This window comes from Candidatus Nitrospira salsa (assembly GCF_965152625.1).
In genome coordinates this window covers 582,796-601,722 of the sequence record NZ_CBCUCO010000004.1, presented here as the reverse complement: position 1 = coordinate 601,722, position 18,927 = coordinate 582,796, and the positions used below count along the sequence as shown (strand labels likewise).

The 18,927-nt window shown below is 47.7% G+C and carries 15 protein-coding genes; 13 read left to right on the top strand and 2 right to left on the bottom strand.

Features of this window, described 5'->3' with window-relative positions:
• Positions 1-55: 55 nt before the first annotated feature.
• Positions 56-763: a DUF2490 domain-containing protein gene (locus ACWQXP_RS16845; protein WP_454064724.1), complete on the bottom strand. Its 708-nt coding sequence runs from the start codon at positions 761-763 to the stop codon at positions 56-58.
• Positions 764-1,279: 516 nt separating this feature from the next.
• Here ACWQXP_RS16845 and ACWQXP_RS16840 point away from each other — a divergent pair.
• Entirely contained in the window at positions 1,280-1,636 is a 357-nt protein-coding gene (locus ACWQXP_RS16840; protein ID WP_454064026.1) for a TfoX/Sxy family protein, read from the top strand.
• 112 nt (positions 1,637-1,748) lie between these two features.
• Here ACWQXP_RS16840 and ACWQXP_RS16835 read toward each other — a convergent pair whose 3' ends face one another.
• Entirely contained in the window at positions 1,749-2,285 is a 537-nt protein-coding gene (locus tag ACWQXP_RS16835; protein WP_454064025.1) for a redoxin domain-containing protein, read from the bottom strand.
• Between the two features lie 652 nt (positions 2,286-2,937).
• On the opposite strand from ACWQXP_RS16835, the gene ACWQXP_RS16830 reads away from it, so the two are divergent.
• From ACWQXP_RS16830 to ACWQXP_RS16775, 12 genes are all read left to right on the top strand, one after another.
• Entirely contained in the window at positions 2,938-5,535 is a 2,598-nt protein-coding gene (locus ACWQXP_RS16830; RefSeq protein WP_454064024.1) for a glycosyltransferase, read from the top strand.
• A gap of 192 nt (positions 5,536-5,727) precedes the next feature.
• Positions 5,728-7,602, top strand: a complete 1,875-nt coding sequence (locus ACWQXP_RS16825; protein WP_454064023.1) for an ABC transporter ATP-binding protein — start codon at positions 5,728-5,730, stop codon at positions 7,600-7,602.
• 91 nt (positions 7,603-7,693) lie between these two features.
• Complete coding sequence (locus ACWQXP_RS16820) at positions 7,694-8,908, top strand: glycosyltransferase family 1 protein (protein WP_454064022.1); 1,215 nt, start codon at positions 7,694-7,696, stop codon at positions 8,906-8,908.
• Positions 8,909-8,977: 69 nt separating this feature from the next.
• On the top strand, positions 8,978-9,838 hold the full coding sequence (locus tag ACWQXP_RS16815) for a class I SAM-dependent methyltransferase (RefSeq protein ID WP_454064021.1): 861 nt from the start codon (positions 8,978-8,980) through the stop codon (positions 9,836-9,838).
• A gap of 172 nt (positions 9,839-10,010) precedes the next feature.
• Positions 10,011-11,150 carry an acyltransferase family protein gene (locus ACWQXP_RS16810; protein ID WP_454064020.1) on the top strand — a complete coding sequence of 380 codons (1,140 nt, stop codon included), beginning with the start codon at positions 10,011-10,013 and terminating at the stop codon, positions 11,148-11,150.
• Positions 11,151-11,366: 216 nt separating this feature from the next.
• Complete coding sequence (locus ACWQXP_RS16805) at positions 11,367-12,482, top strand: hypothetical protein (RefSeq protein WP_454064019.1); 1,116 nt, start codon at positions 11,367-11,369, stop codon at positions 12,480-12,482.
• 327 nt (positions 12,483-12,809) lie between these two features.
• Positions 12,810-13,373, top strand: a complete 564-nt coding sequence (locus ACWQXP_RS16800; RefSeq protein WP_454064018.1) for a hypothetical protein — start codon at positions 12,810-12,812, stop codon at positions 13,371-13,373.
• Positions 13,374-13,629: 256 nt separating this feature from the next.
• On the top strand, positions 13,630-14,484 hold the full coding sequence (locus tag ACWQXP_RS16795) for a hypothetical protein (RefSeq protein ID WP_454064017.1): 855 nt from the start codon (positions 13,630-13,632) through the stop codon (positions 14,482-14,484).
• A 260-nt stretch (positions 14,485-14,744) separates the two neighbouring features.
• The gene (gene ubiE, locus ACWQXP_RS16790) at positions 14,745-15,512 is read left to right on the top strand and encodes a bifunctional demethylmenaquinone methyltransferase/2-methoxy-6-polyprenyl-1,4-benzoquinol methylase UbiE (protein ID WP_454064016.1); all 768 of its coding nucleotides are present in this window, start codon (positions 14,745-14,747) and stop codon (positions 15,510-15,512) included.
• Between the two features lie 6 nt (positions 15,513-15,518).
• Positions 15,519-17,153 carry a B12-binding domain-containing radical SAM protein gene (locus ACWQXP_RS16785; RefSeq protein WP_454064015.1) on the top strand — a complete coding sequence of 545 codons (1,635 nt, stop codon included), beginning with the start codon at positions 15,519-15,521 and terminating at the stop codon, positions 17,151-17,153.
• Between the two features lie 191 nt (positions 17,154-17,344).
• Positions 17,345-18,013: a nucleotidyl transferase AbiEii/AbiGii toxin family protein gene (locus tag ACWQXP_RS16780; protein ID WP_454064014.1), complete on the top strand. Its 669-nt coding sequence runs from the start codon at positions 17,345-17,347 to the stop codon at positions 18,011-18,013.
• The gene (locus ACWQXP_RS16775; protein WP_454064013.1) at positions 18,010-18,300 is read left to right on the top strand and encodes a hypothetical protein; all 291 of its coding nucleotides are present in this window, start codon (positions 18,010-18,012) and stop codon (positions 18,298-18,300) included. The genes ACWQXP_RS16780 and ACWQXP_RS16775 overlap by 4 nt, the downstream gene beginning before the upstream one ends.
• Positions 18,301-18,927 lie beyond the last annotated feature (627 nt).

Genomic DNA, 18,927 nt, shown 5'->3' with positions numbered 1-18,927 from the left:
AGTCAAGTAGGATGACGCTCTCATTCTAAAGGATGACCCTTCAAGCAGCTATCTACTAACTCTTTCCCCAATCAATGAACCATTGAATCAAGATTATATGATTCATGGCGTCCGATCCTCGCCTTCGATTAATCGATTGATTCTGGTATCCGAAATCCACACTGAGAGAATCATTGAACCGGTGATTCATGCCGACAAAAAATCGATTTTGATCAAACCCGGACTCCGGTCCACCAAGGAGCGTATTGAGATTAATAAACACTTCATCATACACCACCACTCCCCATTGTTTGTTCGAATCAATAGGAAAATCTCCACGCACCATTTCACGAACTCTAAGAGCCGTACCTCTCGCATTCCGGATGAATCGCTCCTCTAAACGTGTACGACTAGATATCTTTAAATGTGTAAAGGCATGGCGATAGCTCAGTTGTTGATATAAACGATGCTCATCACGAAATCCCGGTTCATAATTCGTCACCCAGGCATACCCTTGCCAGATCGAAAAGGACTCGGAAAGCTTATAACCAAGCGCCGGGCGAAGAAGAAGTTGATCAATTTCTGACACGTTGTCACCAAATCTTGGATTCACTTCAACCCACCCCAAGAAGTTTCCTGGCAAGTGAAATCGATTATACAGAGGAAACCAGAGTTGTCCGTCATGCTCAGTTTCTGCATGTGAAACTCCCCCACCGACACTCCCAAATACGAGAAATGCCAACACAACAGACCGAAAGAACATCTTTAAAAACTTCCGATGCATATTCAATGATTCTCTCCTTTTCGAAAATATCGACTGGTGGATACAACCTCTAAATCTATCAGCCATTCAATTACACATCCCCAAGCAATTCCATGCATGCGATCATGAAGTGTCTCCAAGAACATTGCTGGCGAAAGATTCCTTTGAGTTACCTTATTCTTTTCGGTTACGAGAACTTTTTTAAAAGTCAGGCATATCAGTTTTTTCTGCACGAAACACATATTCCCTACTGAAATTGACGTAAAATCACAAGACCATGCACAACGGCAAACGTGGATATTTCTGTAAGTGCAAGCAGCTCTCTAAAGAAGAATGCCCATCAACGCTAGGAAATCAAGGAACTTCTGAGATGACGATAGAGGTGAGGCATTCGCGTATTGATGTCAGACATGGTCAGAGTCCCATGTACTGTCACCGCAACCGCACGAGCCGAACGAGGATTTGCCGAACAGCCCACTGAGAAAAACACCTTTACTGACCTCAATGCAAATTGACACAATACCTGCAATGTGAAGCATGAATGAATTTGTTGAATATCTCAAAGAAGTCTTCGTACATTTTGGCGCAATTGAGGCGCGAAAGATGTTCGGGGGATACGGAATCTATCACAAGGGAACGATGTTCGGACTTGTCGCCCAGGAGACACTCTACCTCAAGGCCAACGGTGGCTTGATCAAAAATTTCGAGGCGAGAGGGCTGAGGCCGTTTGAATATGAAAAAGGCAACAAGGCGGTCAAGATGTCATACTACCTGGCTCCTGATGAAATGCTTGATGATCCAGACGAAGCAGCCGTATGGGCTAAGCGCTCTTATGAAGCTGCCATTCAAGCGAAGACAAAGAAAAAACGAAATTCTTCCAGACGCACAAAGTAATTTCCCTCCCTTTTGTCTGAACTCATACCGGAACACCTCAGGAAAGCTGCCGAACTCCTAACGATCTAGCCACGGAGGTTGCGTGCTTCTCCACATTTTTTCTCTGGACAGGTTAGTTGGACTCTGCCAATAGCCGTTGGATTTCTCTCTCGGTTGTTTCATATTCTCCTTCACCTATTCGCGTGTATTGGATGACTCCTTTTTTATCAACCAAATAGAGCGTCGGCCAATAGCGATTTCGAAATTTACGCCATGTATCAAAATCATTATCAATCGGTACCGCATAGGATAGTTGTTTTTTCTTGATATACTCCTCAACTCGATTTACATCATGTTCATATTGAAACTCTGGCGAGTGGATGGCAATCACCACTAACCCCTGCTCTGCATATTTTTTATGCCAGGCCTTGACGTAGGGTTCAATATTACGGCAATTCCAACATCCAAAAGTCCAGAACTCGACCATCACCACTTTTCCGCGAAGATCCGCCAGCCGAAGCGGCTCCGAGTTTAACCACGTTTCATTGGTAATCTCAGGAGCTTGAGTGCCAACTCGTGCATGGACTTGCGGACTACTGGTCAACCCCATCACGGCACAAACACAACTAGCTAAGAATATTCCTGTCAACGTCAACCCTTGAGATCGCATTGCCAGTTCCTTTCATCATCTTTTAGGCTCCCTCGACAACCTGGGAAATTGACCCGATCGTGTCCAAGATGTTCAATACCGCCTATGAACCACATTCTCTGAGTATGGTCAAGAAAAAGGAAAATCCATTACAGACCTGCCGGAGTCTTAAGATTTTCCGATAAGGCTTTTCGCCTACGGTTCAGTCCTTTCCACTCGTGAGTCAACAGGATTCACCGTTAACACCTACGTATATAAACTCACTAAAAACAATAGACCTACGTAATTCCAATGACTGTGAATCCATTCAAAACTTGATTTTTATGAAGGGAGATCACGTACACCGCTCACACCACAAGCACCAACCAATACACTACATATCGTAGGCTTTAGCCTATTTTCAAACAATATCATCCGGATATTCACTTTCCTGACCGTGGTATTTAACTTGCTTTTGATTATACGTTGATACGAATTTGCGGGCCCCTCCTCTTTAGAAGATCGACAGCATACTCCAATTTATTCCCAGAAATGGATTGCAACAGCGTTCTCGTTCACATAACTTCTTCAGCCTTCATTCAAACATGATAACCACAAATCACACGTCTCAACTCAATGATGGCCCTTTTTCTCCTCCGCAATTACTACATTTCATTCAGGGGGTGTTGTCTTCATGCTTTTTCATGATCCCATTTTATCATTTCGCTCAGAGCCAAATAACGTTCCTTTACCTCCATCAGCAGAAGTAGAACGACCACGGATTCATGGGAAGTTTTTATACAGGGGCCATACCAAGTTATGGATTCGAGGGATTACTTACGGCACGTTTCGGCCCAATATGGAAGGGGACTTATTTCCGAATCCCATCGCGGTAGAACAAGACTTCATTCGTATCGCTTCGCACGGGTTCAATGCCATCCGAACCTATACATTACCCCCTCGGTGGCTACTGGATCTCGCGTATCACCACGGATTGCTTGTGCTCGTTGGCCTGTGGTGGGACCAGTTCGTCACCTTCTTAGATGATAAACAACTTGTCCATTCCATCAAACACCGTGTCCGAGAATCAATCCAACGTTGCGCTGGACATCCTGCTGTGCTGGCCTATTCATTAGCCAACGAAATACCTGGCCCGATCGTTCGCTGGTATGGTCAACAAAAAATAGAACGCTTTCTGGAACAGCTCTACACTATCGTCAAATCTGAAGATCCACAAGGGCTTGTTACCTATGTCAACTATCCCACAACTGAATACTTAGAGCTGCCCTTCCTCGATTTTATCTGCTTTAATGTCTACCTCGAACAACAAGACACGCTCATTGCCTACCTCGCACGCCTGCAGAACATTGCCGGCGATCGCCCTCTGGTCCTCGCTGAAATCGGGTTAGACAGCCTACGAAACGGGCAAGACAGGCAAGCCGAGGTGCTGGACTGGCAGATTCGTACGGTTGGAGCTGCCGGAGGTGCTGGAGCATTCGCCTTTGCTTGGACAGACGAATGGTATTGTGGAGGCCAAGAAATAGAAGATTGGGACTTTGGGCTAACCGACCGCTTAAGACAACCTAAGCCAGCCCTTGCGTCAGTTGAAGCCGCGTTTCAAGCTTTCCCGATTCTTCCCAAACAGGAATGGCCAAAAATTTCTGTCGTCGTCTGTAGCTATAATGGATCGCGGACGATACGTGATTGCCTCGAAGCCCTTCAGCGGCTGGACTATCCGCAGTATGAAGTCATTGTCGTCAACGACGGGTCAACGGACAATACAGAAGATATCGCGAATGAATACCCTTACCGCGTGATCAGTACGACCAACCAAGGACTCAGCAACGCCAGAAACACGGGAATGTATGCCGCTTCGGGAGAGATTATCGCCTACACCGATGACGATGCCTACCCCGATCCTCATTGGCTGACCTATCTCGCACATATGTTTCTCACAACGTCACATGCCGCCATCGGTGGACCTAACCTTCCACCAAAAGACGACGGCTGGATTGCAGAATGTGTGGCGCACGCTCCTGGTGGCCCCATTCATGTTCTACTCGACGACCAGCTTGCTGAACACATACCAGGATGTAATATGGCCTTCAGGAAATGTCACCTTCAAGCTATAGGCGGATTTGATCCACAATACCGAACAGCGGGCGATGACGTTGACATGTGCTGGCGCTTACAAGAACAGGGATGGACGATCGGGTTTCATGCATCCGCCCAGGTCTGGCATCATCGGCGAAACTCCATTCGCACCTATTGGAAACAACAACGCGGATACGGTCGGGCCGAAGCGTTGTTAGAAAAAAAATGGCCCCAAAAATACAATGTCGCTGGACATCTATCATGGAAGGGTCGGCTCTATGGCAAGGGCAGTGCAAACGCCTGTTCGTGGAGGGCATCACGCATATACCATGGCGTGTGGGGAAGTGCACCATTTCAACTGCTGTACCAGGGAAGTCCGTCAACGACCCTCTCCCTCGTACAAATGCCTGAGTGGAATTTAGCCGTCGCGGCACTCGCCATCCTTTCAATATTTGGCTTGATATGGACTCCACTTTCCATTGCCATTCCTCTTCTCGTCGGGGCGCTTGGCACCGGAGCGTTCCTGGCCTTTCGACAAGCCCACAAATGTCCGTTCGAAGTCCCACACTCACCGTTTCTTCGTCTTCGATCAAAATTCGTGACGGCAGGACTGCACCTGCTCCAACCGATTGCACGCTTAACGGGACGACTGTCTTCAGGCTTAACTCCCTGGAGAACACATCTCACAGAAAAATTGCTCCTACCATCAGCTCATAGATTTACCGCGTGGAGTGAACAATGGCAGGCTCCCCCTGATCGATTGGAGACAATAGAGAATATTATTCAGGAAAAACGAATGGCGGTACAGCGGGGAGGCGACTTTGATCGGTGGGATTTACATATCAAGCCTGGAGTGCTCGGAGGAAGCCGTGTTCGAATGGTGATTGAAGAACATGGCAAGGGGAAACAGCTGATTCATTGCCGAACCTGGCCAATCTATTCAAAAATTTCCGTCGCATGTATTGCCGCATTAGGACTGCTGGGAACATGGGCGCTGATTGATCATGCATGGATATTTGGCACTATCTTGATGAGCTCGTTCCTTTTACTCATGCTGAGAACTCAACAGGAATACTCGTCTGCGGCACTTGCCACCAAGGAAGGCTTGATGGCAACCATCGAATGTGATATGCGTCCGGAATCGGACGTGGACAATCAAGATTCGTTATTTCCTGAGCCTGCCGTACTTGTCAAATAGCCCGAGAGCTTCCTGAGAACCCACAATTGTTTGCCTATCCGCACATGAACCTATAGCCGCTTCTAATAACTTCCGATGCTTGAGGCGTAGTATTACGCTGTGGCAGTCTTAATAATTCAGCTGAAAATTAATTGGATTCGCTATAGATAAAAAATATATGTTCAACCTCATGGCTATCTGACAAATACACTGATGACGCAACACGATCACCCTCACACACGCCAGCACGCCAGCACATGGAAACTCTCCATCTGGCTCCTTCGTCTCTGTGGTCGTGGAGAAGAAGTCAATATCGTGCTGGGAGTTCTGCTTCTGCTTGGCGGATCCGCGTTTGCACTCCTGCAACCATGGCCCTTGAAGCTTGTCGTTGATTCAGTGCTCGGAAATCACGATGCCCCGGCGGCAGTCACCCACGTCACCACTTGGATCACACATTTGATGCCATGGCTATTGACAAACAACGAAATGGCTCTTCTGCTTATTCTCTGCACTGGAATTTTGCTCATTCAGCTCCTCATGGGCGGATTAACGGTCTTGAGCACCTATATCCTCGTGGCGATCGGCCTCCGTATGGTGTTTCGATTGCGATGTCGTCTGTTTGATCACCTTCAGAGACTCTCACTCACCTTCCATGATACGACAACAGTTGGGGACTCCCTGTATCGAGTGACATGGGACACCTACTGCGTTCAGGCCCTATTTAACACCGGCCTCATTCCGGCACTCTTGTCCTCATTCACATTACTCGGCATTACCGGCATCATGCTCTATGTTGATTGGTTGCTGACGCTGGTAGCCTTAGCTATCGGGATACCGCTCCTGATCCTGATTCGCCAATTGGATCGTCCCATGCGTGATCGATCATTACGAGCGGCACAACGAGACAGCGACATCAGTACCCGAGTCCAAGAAACCTTATCATCCATCCGTGCGGTACAAGCCTTCGGACGAGAAGCCTCAGAGAGCCAACGCTTCGGTCACGACGCAGACGCCAGTCTTCGTGCCAAATTACGATTGACGGTATTGCAGAGCGGCTCGCAAGCCATCGTTGGACTATTACTGGCTGTCGGGACAGCAGCCGTCATCGGCATCGGGGCATGGCGGGTTCTTCAAGACGTGCTTACCGTTGGAGACATCGTCCTGATCGTCTCCTATCTGGCCATGTTATACAAGCCACTCGAAACCTTGGCCTATACCGCAGCCACTGTGCAAAACGCCGCGGCAGGTGCAAGCCGGGTCTTGAATATTCTGAATCAAACCCCAGAAGTCAGAGATCAAGTCGGCGCAACCCCTCTTCCGGTAAAAACGGCAGGCCCAATCACATTCGACCATGTCAGCTTTTCCTACAACACGGGAAAGCGCGTGTTGAACGATATCTGCCTGGAGATTCCAGCAGGACAGACAATGGCGCTCGTCGGCCATTCAGGCGCGGGAAAAACTACATTAGTGAATCTCGTGATTCGATTTTACGATCCGACACAAGGGCATCTGCGACTCAACAGCACTCGCTTACAACATGTGACGTTAGAATCCTTACGGCAAAACATTGCCTTGGTGTTACAAGAGCCCGTCTTGTTTTGTTCAACCATTCGCGAAAACATTGCGTACGGTCGCCCACAAGCCAAGAATGACGAAATCGAAGCAGCAGCGCGAGCTGCCGGAGCCCATGACTTTATTCTGTCTCTTGAACATGGCTATGAAACACAAATTGGCGAGCGTGGCGTCACACTTTCTGGCGGTCAACGACAACGTCTCTCGATAGCGCGTGCATTTCTAAAAGATGCTCCAATCCTGATTCTGGATGAACCAACCAGTGCCTTAGATTCAACAACCGAGCAACAAGTCCTGGAAGCACTGCAACGACTCATGAAAGACAGAACAACACTGATCATTGCGCATCGCTTGTCAACCGTGCGCGATGCCGATCAGATTGTGGTCCTTCAAGACGGAAAGATTGCGGAACGTGGAACCCACACAGACTTGTTGAAACTAGAAGGACATTACGCACGACTCTATTGCACACAGGTCGGCATCCAATCATCTGCCACACGTGAAGTCCCAATCTAACCCAATTTTCACAATAGAACATGATGCTTGACGATTTAAAAGCTTTGATGTGCAGAAACTCCATGATGATTGATAGAAGACCATCAACACGATGAAGCAGCGACTTCGTATCATTGTCACTGGCCTGGTTGGTCTCTATCCGATTGGAGGGGTCGCGTGGGATTACCTGCAATATGTCATTGGTCTCGCACGATTGGGACATGACGTTTGTTACTACGAAGATTCATGGTGCTGGCCCTATCACCCTCTCAAAAAAACAACGGTGCCGGAAGGTACCTATTCAGCAGAGTTCATCAGTAATTTTTTTCAGCGCTATGCCCCGGATCTTAAAGAGCGATGGCAGTATTTCCACTTGCACGAAGAACGCTTTGGCATGGATCAAGGCGCGTTCAATGACATCGCCAAAACGGCTGATCTTTTCCTGAACGTCAGCGGTGCCTGTACGATTCCCGACAACCTTTCCCCACGGTGCCTCAAAGCCTTTCTCGATACCGATCCCGGCTACAATCAAATTGTCATGAGCGAACGGCCAACATGGTCTCAAAATGTCCAACAGTGGTGCGAAACGGTGGCAGCCCACGATAGGTATTTTACATTGGCCGAGAATATCCATTCTCACGATTGCCGTATTCCCAAGATGGGATTGTCCTGGCATATCACACGCGTGCCGATCGTTTTAGATGTATGGGAACACGTCTTGGCGAAACGTCTTCCCGAGTCGGCGTCATGGACGACGGTGATGACATGGAATCCATTTAAGGGAAAGCTGATGTACAAGGGCATCGAATATAAGAGTAAAGGGGCTGAATTCGAAAAGGTGTTTGAGTTGCCTCAGCGAACGGGCTTACCGTTCACGGTGGCTGTGGGGGACGACAAGGCCCCAATACAGCGACTGCTCAGTCACGGATGGCATGTGTTAGAAGGAGAAACGGTGAGCGTGACGCCGAACCAATACCAAGACTTCATCGCAGGATCATCTGGGGAGTTTTCTCCAGCCAAACACGTCTACGTGGCGATGCGTAGCGGCTGGTTTAGCAGTCGAAGTGCGTGTTATCTCGCAGCTGGCAAACCTGTTGTCACTCAAGATACCGCATTCTCTTCAAAACTTCCGGTCGGGAAAGGGCTTTTGACCTACACAAATCTCGAAGAAGCAGTTACAGCTCTGCGCGACGTTGAAGCAAATTATACACAACATGCGAAAGCTGCACGCATGATCGCAGAAGAACACTTTCATTCAGACATCGTACTTAGCCAACTGATCGAACAAGCACTCAATGATCCAGAGTCTCCAGATCATGACACATGATCATGACGGCTCTTCCTCTTGTGCAGCATGTATAAAATGACAACACTATTGTAAGGACGGAGGAACACCATGCTCAAACTGATGCCTGATCAAGTCAAAGAATTATGGCAACGTGTTGACCAGGATAACTTCAGCTCACAAGACTGCTACATCGAACAGGAACGCCTGCTCGATACCTATCGAAGTCTATGGAACAACGCCCTACGGTTAGAGAATCAGCCGGATCTTCAACAAAGCATTCTGTGGGAACTTGGACAATACATGGGGTGCGAAGACGCCGTTGAAATTAGAAACCGGTGCCAACTGGCGGTTCCAAACCTCAAAGCCGAATGGCAGAACAAGGTTGGATTGAGTAATCGAAAATCTGTCGAACAATATTATGACGAGAGCCACACGACGATCTATGAATTAATGTGGTGGCATACCTTAACCGAAGACTCCTCGCCACTCGCCTACGTCACCGCTTTGGAGTTTGCCAGAAACCATGGCTGTCAGCAGTATCTGGACTTTGGCGCCGGAGTGGGTTCTGGCGGAATTCTTTTCGCTCGTGATGGATGCGATGTCTCACTGGCAGACATCAGTTCTCCGCTACAACAATTTAGTCAATGGCGCCTTGAAACTCGAAAGCTGTCCGCGAAATTCATCGACCTCAAAATCAGCTCTCTGCCGAGCCACGCCTTTGATATGATAACAGCCCTGGATGTCTTTGAACATTTGGTTGACCCCGTTGAAACTATTGAGAGAATTTCTGATGCGTTAAAGCCTGGAGGATTCTTTTTTGCCCGCCTAGCCTCTGAAATAGATGATGACCGTCCACAACACATTGTTCAGGATTTCAAACCAACGTTTCAATGCTTGAAGCGTCACGGCTTCGTGCAAGTTTGGGAAGACGATTGGCTTTGGGGACATGTGGTCTTCCAGAAACCCTGAGTATAAAAAAACACATAACACGATACCTGAAACCTTGAGAGCATCGCTCGACTGAAGGCTTGTGCCCGATGAGTTGACTTGCCCCCTTGCCGACAACTCGTCAGACATGTCTTTCAAGATGCCCACATCTTGCCAGAATGTGAGGATTCTTCAAGTCATCTGAAACGGCCCTATGCCAACATCCACACGACATCCTCATTCTCAGTACATGCTGCAGCTCGATTCGCTACGTGCCTTTGCGGTCCTTGCCGTGCTTATTCACCATTTTTATCCGGTAAGCGAGTCCATGGGGCTGGGGTATTACGGAGTCAGACTATTCTTTGTCTTGAGTGGGTTCTTAATCACAGGCATTCTCCTTGATTCGCGAAACCGCACTGAACAATTAGGACAAGGGAAAATTTCTGCATGTTGTCAATTTTACGCACGACGCACACTCAGGATTGTACCGGTATATTATGTTGCACTGCTGTTGGCGATGGTTGCCGGAAATACGGACGTACTGTCTGGTGCATGGTGGTATGCGACATATATGTCAAACCTGCTCTTTATCAAGCTTGGGTTTTATCCCTCGACGACTGCACATCTCTGGTCATTGGCTGTGGAGGCCCAATTTTATCTCATCTGGCCATTTGTCATGTTGTGTATGGCAAAACAACGAATTCACTGGGTCATTGTTTTGACAATTGTGGCTGCACCGTTCTATCGATATATCGCAATCCTTGGATCTCATGAAGGCGTTGAATTCTATACATTCACCTTGTCTTCAATTGACAGTTTAGGGTGGGGAGCCCTTTTGGCTTGGCTTATTCACAACAAGAAAGACATTCCTGGACTGAAAAGTACTGGTCGTGGACTTTTCCTTTTTCTCCCGATGATGACTCCCCTCTTGATGGACACAACATATTTCTATGTGTTTGATAATACATTACTTTCTATCGCCTTTCTTTGGTTAGTCGCAGGAGCAGCCAAAGGTTTCACTGGACCAGTTGGTACCATCATGAATTGGAAACCTCTCCTGTATATCGGAAAAATCAGTTACGGCGTCTATCTCTATCACCTCTTCATACCATGGGCACTGTATGAGGTCTGGGGAATCACTCAAACCGAACACGTTCTTGTTAATATGGTGATGTTAATGATTTCCACAATTCTTGTCGCGTCACTCTCTTGGCACGTTCTCGAAAAGCCGATAAATAGACTCAAGAACTATTTTCCTTATCCAGAGGCAACTCCCCAAGCACACAAGAGCCCTGCCTCAAACCACAACATCAGGGATTGGGATTTTCAACAAAACTATAGTATAACCAAATAGACTTCCATTCATGTCTTTGACCATACGAAGGGACACGAAGCATGAGTGACGCTGACAATGTATTGGTTCGGCCCTATAGGAGCCAGACACTAAGGGCTGCAGTTTTTGATCCTCGATTAGAAGCACATGTTCAGCACATCACCTTGACCGATGTTCAATTTTTTTCTTTCCCCTCACCCCCGACTATCCCTCAACAGGTTATGCGCGATAGCTGCCATGGTTACCGCACTCTGTCTAACCATCCCTGTCCCCTCTAGTTATGCGCAGGTCGAGCCGCATCAAGTCTGTACGCCGTTTGACTGGAACATGATGCCAGCCAATGAATGGGTCAACGTATCTACCTGTGGTGACTCACCGAGAAAAGTGTTTCATGGGGCTTCGACTCTTGCCGCAGACAGAAGGACGGTCTTTTTCTTTGGAGCCGATACTCACGACAAGGATTACGACAACAGCGTCTATCGCTTCAGCCTCACGGACCTCCGCTGGAGTCAAGATTATGAAGCCGACTCGCTAGAGACGTATCGCGTCACGCTTCAAGGCTATCCGGCAACATCGACCAACCGTCCATGGGCGATGCATGCTTTTGATGGCTGGGATTATGATCCAACAACAAAAACTCTCGTACTTGTCGGGTTTCCCAAACATGCCACGCAAGCGATTCAACAGTTAAAAGATAGAGGAAAACTGAACCAATCCCTCAAACCTTCCACATGGCACTACAATCCTGACACACGTTCCTGGAAATTGATCCAAACGCAAACACCCCAGTTATTTGCCGGAGGATTCGCGTGGGACCCATCGGGAAAGCATTTTATTGGTCACGATGGTCAACGGACTTATCACTATGACCCTCAGTCTCACAAATGGGACACACACCGGGCACCCTCCATCCCTGGATATCACCTTCGACTGGTCTACGATACGTTTACGAACTCCTTGTTGTCTTTGGGGAACAATTATAGTGGTCAGGAACTGTGGAGTTACTCATCACAATCGACCCAATGGGAACGTATCAAGGTTAACCAACCACCCTTACCCGCCAATGGAGCCGCGGTCGCATACGGAACCCACCATCATGTCCTTTTATATTTGGCGAACGACGGACCTACGCCATACGAAAATTCATCAGGCAAAAGTGCAACGTTTCTCTATAAAAGCCAAAGGCATCAATGGGAGAGACTGCCCGTGAAGAGTCCGCCGTTATTCGGCATGAACTATCTCACGCAATATGACCCAGTTGCGAAAGTGTTTCTGCATTTTGAAAAACCCGCGATTACTGACGAACACATCGCTGTGTGGGCCTTTCGGTATCGTCCGACACCATCCAAATAGCTGCACTCATAGACGTGGGAAGGCTCATTCCGACTCGAAGATTTGCCGCAGGCGCTGATAGAAGACACGGGCGATATGGCGATGAATGCCCACTAACTCAGCGGCCATACGAGCGGTTGTACCTGCCACGAAATGTTCGAGCAGTCGATTGACCTGAGAAGGCCTGAGTTTGCAATATTCTTTGTACACTCTGCCGCATAGAAAATCTCAAGCTTCTGTGCCAGCCCTTGATTTTTCCATCGTGAATATGGAACGATCCTAGTCACCCCCCAAGGTTTCTGCATGACCCATAGATTGATGTAAAGCCCTCCAGGCTTTTCTGTTTCGATGAGTATCCACAAAATCTTTTTCATCACGGTAGCAGCAACTCTACTCTACGTCGTGTCAGCTGCTGCTGTACCAATACGAACCGAACCAGCAAATATTAAACTGGACAATTCTCAAGAAACTTCTTCCGCTCAGCAGAACCTTTCAGTAATCACCCTCTCCGCAGAATCCTTACCTCTAGAGCCTTCAAACAGGTTTGAGCCCGAACCATTCTCTCTCAACGAAGCCTCAAAATTTTTCAGCACACTTTTGTATTCATTAACGTATGAAATTAAATTTACTGCGCTCGGCCGCCTCTACACAGCAATTCCGCAAGCACTCAACGCCCAAGATCATCCGCTCTTTTCATTTCGTTTACTCCCTCACCCTGAAGTGCCCCAGTCGGCAGCGCTCTTGAATAACAATCATTTAGTGGTCCACGAGAAAGATGAGCCTGTTGCCAAAACAGAGGAAACAAACATCGTGAGCTCGATATTGTGGCTCAGCATGACGTTCCTTACACTCACTGGAGCTGTTGCCGCTATCATTTGGCACACCAGAAAAATCACTATTCTTCATATCTGACGAAATTACCGCCAAAGTTCATCCGAAAAGTAATTTGATTGGCCTGCCAGGACAGCACGATCTTCTACATTCCCCAAACCTCCTTGAATATTGTCCGGCTTAGGAAATTTTTTCTTTAACCGACATATTCTATAGAGATGAACAAAACCCACCTTCTCAGAAATTCGTTGAATTTCCAAACTCTGTGGCCACACAAGTGAGTAGCTATAGCGAATCCAGATAATGGCCAGTTGAATTATTAAGACGCCGCAGCGCAATGCCAAGCCTCAAACATCGGAAGTTATTAGAAACGGCTATAGGCGTGATGCCCCCCTCTCCTGCAACAGCATCTCCCTACATATCACCACTCTTGCGTCTTCGTTCAACCTATTACCGTTGTTGGTATGAAGTGTCTCGAGGATTGAAGTGGGTTCGCCGTCATTATCACGAACAGCCTGCCTGTACCCTGCCTAAATCACTGACAACCCAGCAACGACGTCGAATCGAGGCGCTTCAAATGAAATACGGAATTCAATTCGAAAACCAATTCCATATTTCGACGTCATTAGAAAATTATGAGTATCTCGACTTGCTCGATCAAACCAAGGAGAAATTCTGTTGGAATCCTGACCTTCATAAAGAAATGGTGGATGTAGGGTCACTAAATTTTTACTATGCCCCCGCCCTCCATGCCTTTTTTCAACCCCGGCAACTTCAGGGGATTGAACTCGAGGGGTACCGGATCTATACAAATTTCTATAGTCGGTTTGACTATGCGCAATGTTATATCCGTCCCTTCACCAATACCTCCTATACGGTCATGGACTTCTGTGACTACACAGGCTCAGCTGATGGGATTACCTGTTTTTATCCATTTGTCATACCTGAGCCATTGGTCGCCTGGAGATTGCCACTCAAAGTCTTTCAACCTGAACGCTTGTTTGAACGGATGACCCAAAGCCTCAGAAAGGAAGGGTTTGTTCTGATGATGAACCATGGAGAAGACGAGGCAAAGTGGGCCTGCGACTTTGCACAACGAAGTGGCCTACAATTACAGAGTCACCCCCTACCGATTCCACCACTATTCCCACGGGCTGAGATGCCTATAGTCAGCGTCTGGCATAAACCTTGACGTCATAACGCTCGGTTATTTCTTGATTTGCCAATTACAATGGTAAGAAGCACTTCACGTACCAAAATATTCAACGAATAATGCCCGACATATCAGGCTTTTACGAAATTCGAGATACGATTCCCGCTTGCGCGCCGGGCCTACTTCGCCGAAGTGGCTACGACGGCTGAAAGCGCTACAGCGCACAGGCACAAGCGACGCGTTCCAGTCTTACCCATTCCGCCTTGACAAACCTCGAAAGCGGGTGCTACCTCCTCTAGATGGTCCCGACTCTCGAACAACCCCCTAAGCCAGATACCGCACAATCGGTCTCGACCTGGACGGGACAAGCCCGCGAGCAAGCCGTTCAACGCATGTTTACGGCTATTGCCGGTTTTTATGATCTCAATAATTCGCTTCTGAGCTTTGGCCTACATCATCAATGGAAAAAACGAGCCATGCAGTGCATTTCGGCGGTCAGTGGTGGTCGAGCCTTGGATCTCGGGGCCGGAACGGGAGATTTAGCTATACTTCTCGATCAGCAGCTTGGACAGACCGGACAGGTCGTGGCCGCCGATCTCAACGAAGCGATGCTTCGAGTCGGCCTTGATAAGGTCAAAAACAAGGGATTATCCAACCGTATTTCCTGTTTTCAAATGAACGCGGAGCACCTGACCTTTCAGGACAAAAGCTTCGACACCGTCACAGCAGGATTTTGCATTCGAAATGTGGGAAATCGCTCACAAGCGTTTACTGAAATTCGACGAGTCCTCAAGCCCGGCGGACAATTTGTGTGCCTAGAATTTTCCCAGCCAACCACCTCGGTCCTGCGCAAACTGTATGATTGGTATTCCTTTCGACTACTGCCGTGGGTTGGAACCGTCGTCGCTCGAGATGGGACGGGGGTCTATGAGTATCTCCCGGCCTCAATTCGGACATTTCCCGACCAAGAACGACTCCGTGAGCTGCTACTGAAGGCCGGTTTCCAACGCGTTGACTACAAAAACCTCAGCGGCGGCATTGTAGCCATTCACATTGCGGTCAAATAACCTTTTATGAATTCAATTCTTTACGTTTTTCTCCCCTGTAAAAAAGTCTATCCAACAGGGATTACCTATCTTGCAGACTTTATCCACCGCCGACGACCCGAGGTACGGCAGCGTATTCTTGACTTGTCTTTGTATCCCTTGAATGAACGACAACAAGCATTGCAGGATGTCACCACCTCGTTTCAACCAGAACTCGTCTGCTTCTCCTGGCGCGATATTCAAATTTTTTCTCCACATGAAGGTGACGCCTCACTCGAACATGCGTTTAACTTTTACTACTCCAGTAATCCTTTCAAGCGAGTCCTCGCCTCATTTCAAGGACTGCACAACCTCTATCGCTATTACATGGATATTCGGAGCAACCTGTCCTATCCGTGGCTCATCCACAAAAAATTTCCTTCACTCCGAATGATGATTGGCGGCGGAGCGTTTACCGCGTTTGCCGATCAGCTCATCGGAAAACTACCAGAAGGGATCATTGGCATACTCGGCGAAGGAGAAGATGCCATCCTCAAGGTGCTGAATGGGGAATCATTAAGCGAAGAACGGTTTATCGTCAAAGAAAACGGCACAGTGACAAAAGGCACAAAGAATACGCCGGCGCTGCTCGATTCCCTGACTGTCGATATTCCGTATCTCACGACGATCTTTCCGCAATATCAAGAATACATTGGCGAATCGATTGGCGTGCAGAGTAAACGGGGTTGTCCTTACGATTGCGCCTTTTGCCTTTACCCTTACATCGAAGGTAAACGTGTGCGTTACCGGCCGGCAGAAAATGTCGTGAAGGATATTGCACAGTACTACCACCAATGGGGTGCCCGTCGGTTTTGGTTCACCGACGCACAATTCATCACCGGAAAAGATGCCTATCCCCAGTGTACGGAAATTCTGGAGCGAATTATTGATCAAAAATTAGAGATCGAATGGTCCGGGTATGTCCGAACGTCTCTCATCAATGCCGATCTCGCAAAACTCATGGTGAAATCAGGCGTTGGCGACTTGGAAGTCGCGATTACGGCAGGCTCTCAAAAAGTGCTGAACAGCTTGCACATGGGCTTCAAGTTGGAACATCTCTATGACGGATGCCGATATCTTAAAGAGGCAGGGTTTAACGGAAGAGTCATTTTAAACTATTCACTGAATTCACCAGAAGAAACCGAAGAAACACTTCTGCAGAGCATTGAATCGTATAAAACCGTCGCCTCGATACTTGGAGAAGACCGCGTCTTTCCGCTTATGTTTTTCTTAGGCGTGCAACCCAACACCGATTTGGAAGAACGATTACTCTCTGATGGCTATCTCTCTGCTGGCTATAATCCCCTCAGCCTCACACCGTGGAACATCAAAAAACTTCTCTACAATCCAGCCCCTCTCAATAAACTCATCGCCAAAGCCTGTCTCTCAGCCTGGAACCGGAAACACGGCTCGCGCGACCCGCGAGAATGGTCCGGCAGCCTCAGTCAACAAAGCGCCACCCAACAGCACGGCCACACCTACGCCGACTCCAGTCTTTCCAAAGGCATGGAAACCAATTCCGGCCGAGACGCATTGCTGACGCTCGAAGAAATTCTGCGGACTCGGAAGCCGAAAGACTCCAAACAGTCTACGCCATCTCCAACACCGACGCCTTCCTCCTAATATCTCATACAACGACAGTTTTCTTACTCCAAATTCTGCAGATCGATGTATGAAGTTATGTGAATATTCGGCGTAACGGAATAGGGTATGACCTGATATCTTTTGTTAAAATATGGAGCATAATAAAAATTGGCCTTCACGTCAGCCTTGTTATATGGTTTAAACGACATATACAAGAGGACTTCAGAACTATGGCAACACACGGCCTGTACCTTGACATTCTCCCATCCCCCCAACGCCGGTTGTGGGATGACCTGGTTAATCTACCAGGCTCATTTACCCTCTATGGTGGAACCGCCATTGCCTTACAAATCGGACATCGTCCTTCCATATTTGATTTCTTTGCCTTCCAAGAAGTCCAACCGCAAGACCTCACATCAACCATACCATTCTTACAAGACGCAGAAATTATACGACAAGCCCAAAATACTCTCACATGTCTTGTTGAGCGTGGTGGTCTGGTACAGCTCTCGTTTTTCGGCGTCCCAAACCTTTCACCAATCAATGATCCTCTTATCGCTCAAGATAATGGAGTGAAAATTGCCTCTTTACTTGATTTGGCCGGAATGAAGGCAGCCGTAGTGCAGCAACGGGCAGAAGCAAAAGATTATATTGATTTGTCTACAATGATTGAGAAGGACGCGACGGATTTGCCAACAGCGCTGACCGCCGCCAAGTTGATATACGGCCCGTCCTTTAACCCACAACTGACATTAAAAGCCCTGTCCTATTATGAAGATGGAAATTTGCAAACTGTTCCGATTCACCACAAAGAACGGTTACTGCATGCGGTGCGCACAGTTGATCTGGATCGGTTGCCCGAGCTTGACCGCAGTCAAGACCAGAGGCACAAACGATGAAAGCACTTTCTCTGACCGATGAATTAGTAAAGGTTGCAGAACGAGTCATCTGGTTTGAGAAACCGGAAGAAGCATTAACTGATCCAATCCGGCTTGTCACCTATGCAATGACATATGGAACGCATGAGGATATGAAAGTGATCAAACAGTATCTGTCCGATGATGACTTACGCGAAGTCCTTACCAAGGCTCCACCTGGGATTTTCGATCCCCGCTCCTGGGCCTATTGGCATTTAAAACTTGGCCAATATCCACCGCCACCACAACCAATCCGCCGTTTTGAATGATCGTCGTGTCACAATATATCAAACTCCGTCATATTTTGAGACTAATCTAAACTCAGGCTTGCAGCATGCCACGAATCAAAACCCTTTGTGTTTATTGAATATCGCCATCTTTGTCACACTTTTATTATAGAGGTACTGTATTTTCGGAGAAAGTCTGAATAGAACGCTGCATGGAATTGGAAATTCATAATTCGTACTCCTCCTGAGCAAAGGCTGACAGTCCCAGCCGAATTGGGACACAAGCGCAGTGCCTCACCTACGCAATCCAGTTTCCCCAAAGACTTTTAACCCAACTCCGACCGGAATGCGTTACTGACACTCGAAGAGATTATACAGACTCGAAAGTCAGATTCAGATCAGAACACTTCAACCACGACTCCAACGTCTTCTTCCTGATACCTCATATCCTGCAATATAAATATTGTAGGGTAGGCATAGCTCAACAGAACATTGTTCATTTGGCATTTTGGAGAAAATCGGTGAAGCAAAGGTGAGACAGCATACGTCTGAGCTTTAATTTTCTATAACCCGAATCTCTTGGGCAAATGTCTTGATCTCTTGGCTTTCTGTTGCATTTGGACCTCAATAAAACTTTCCCACTCAATAGTCGATGATCCAAATTTTTAA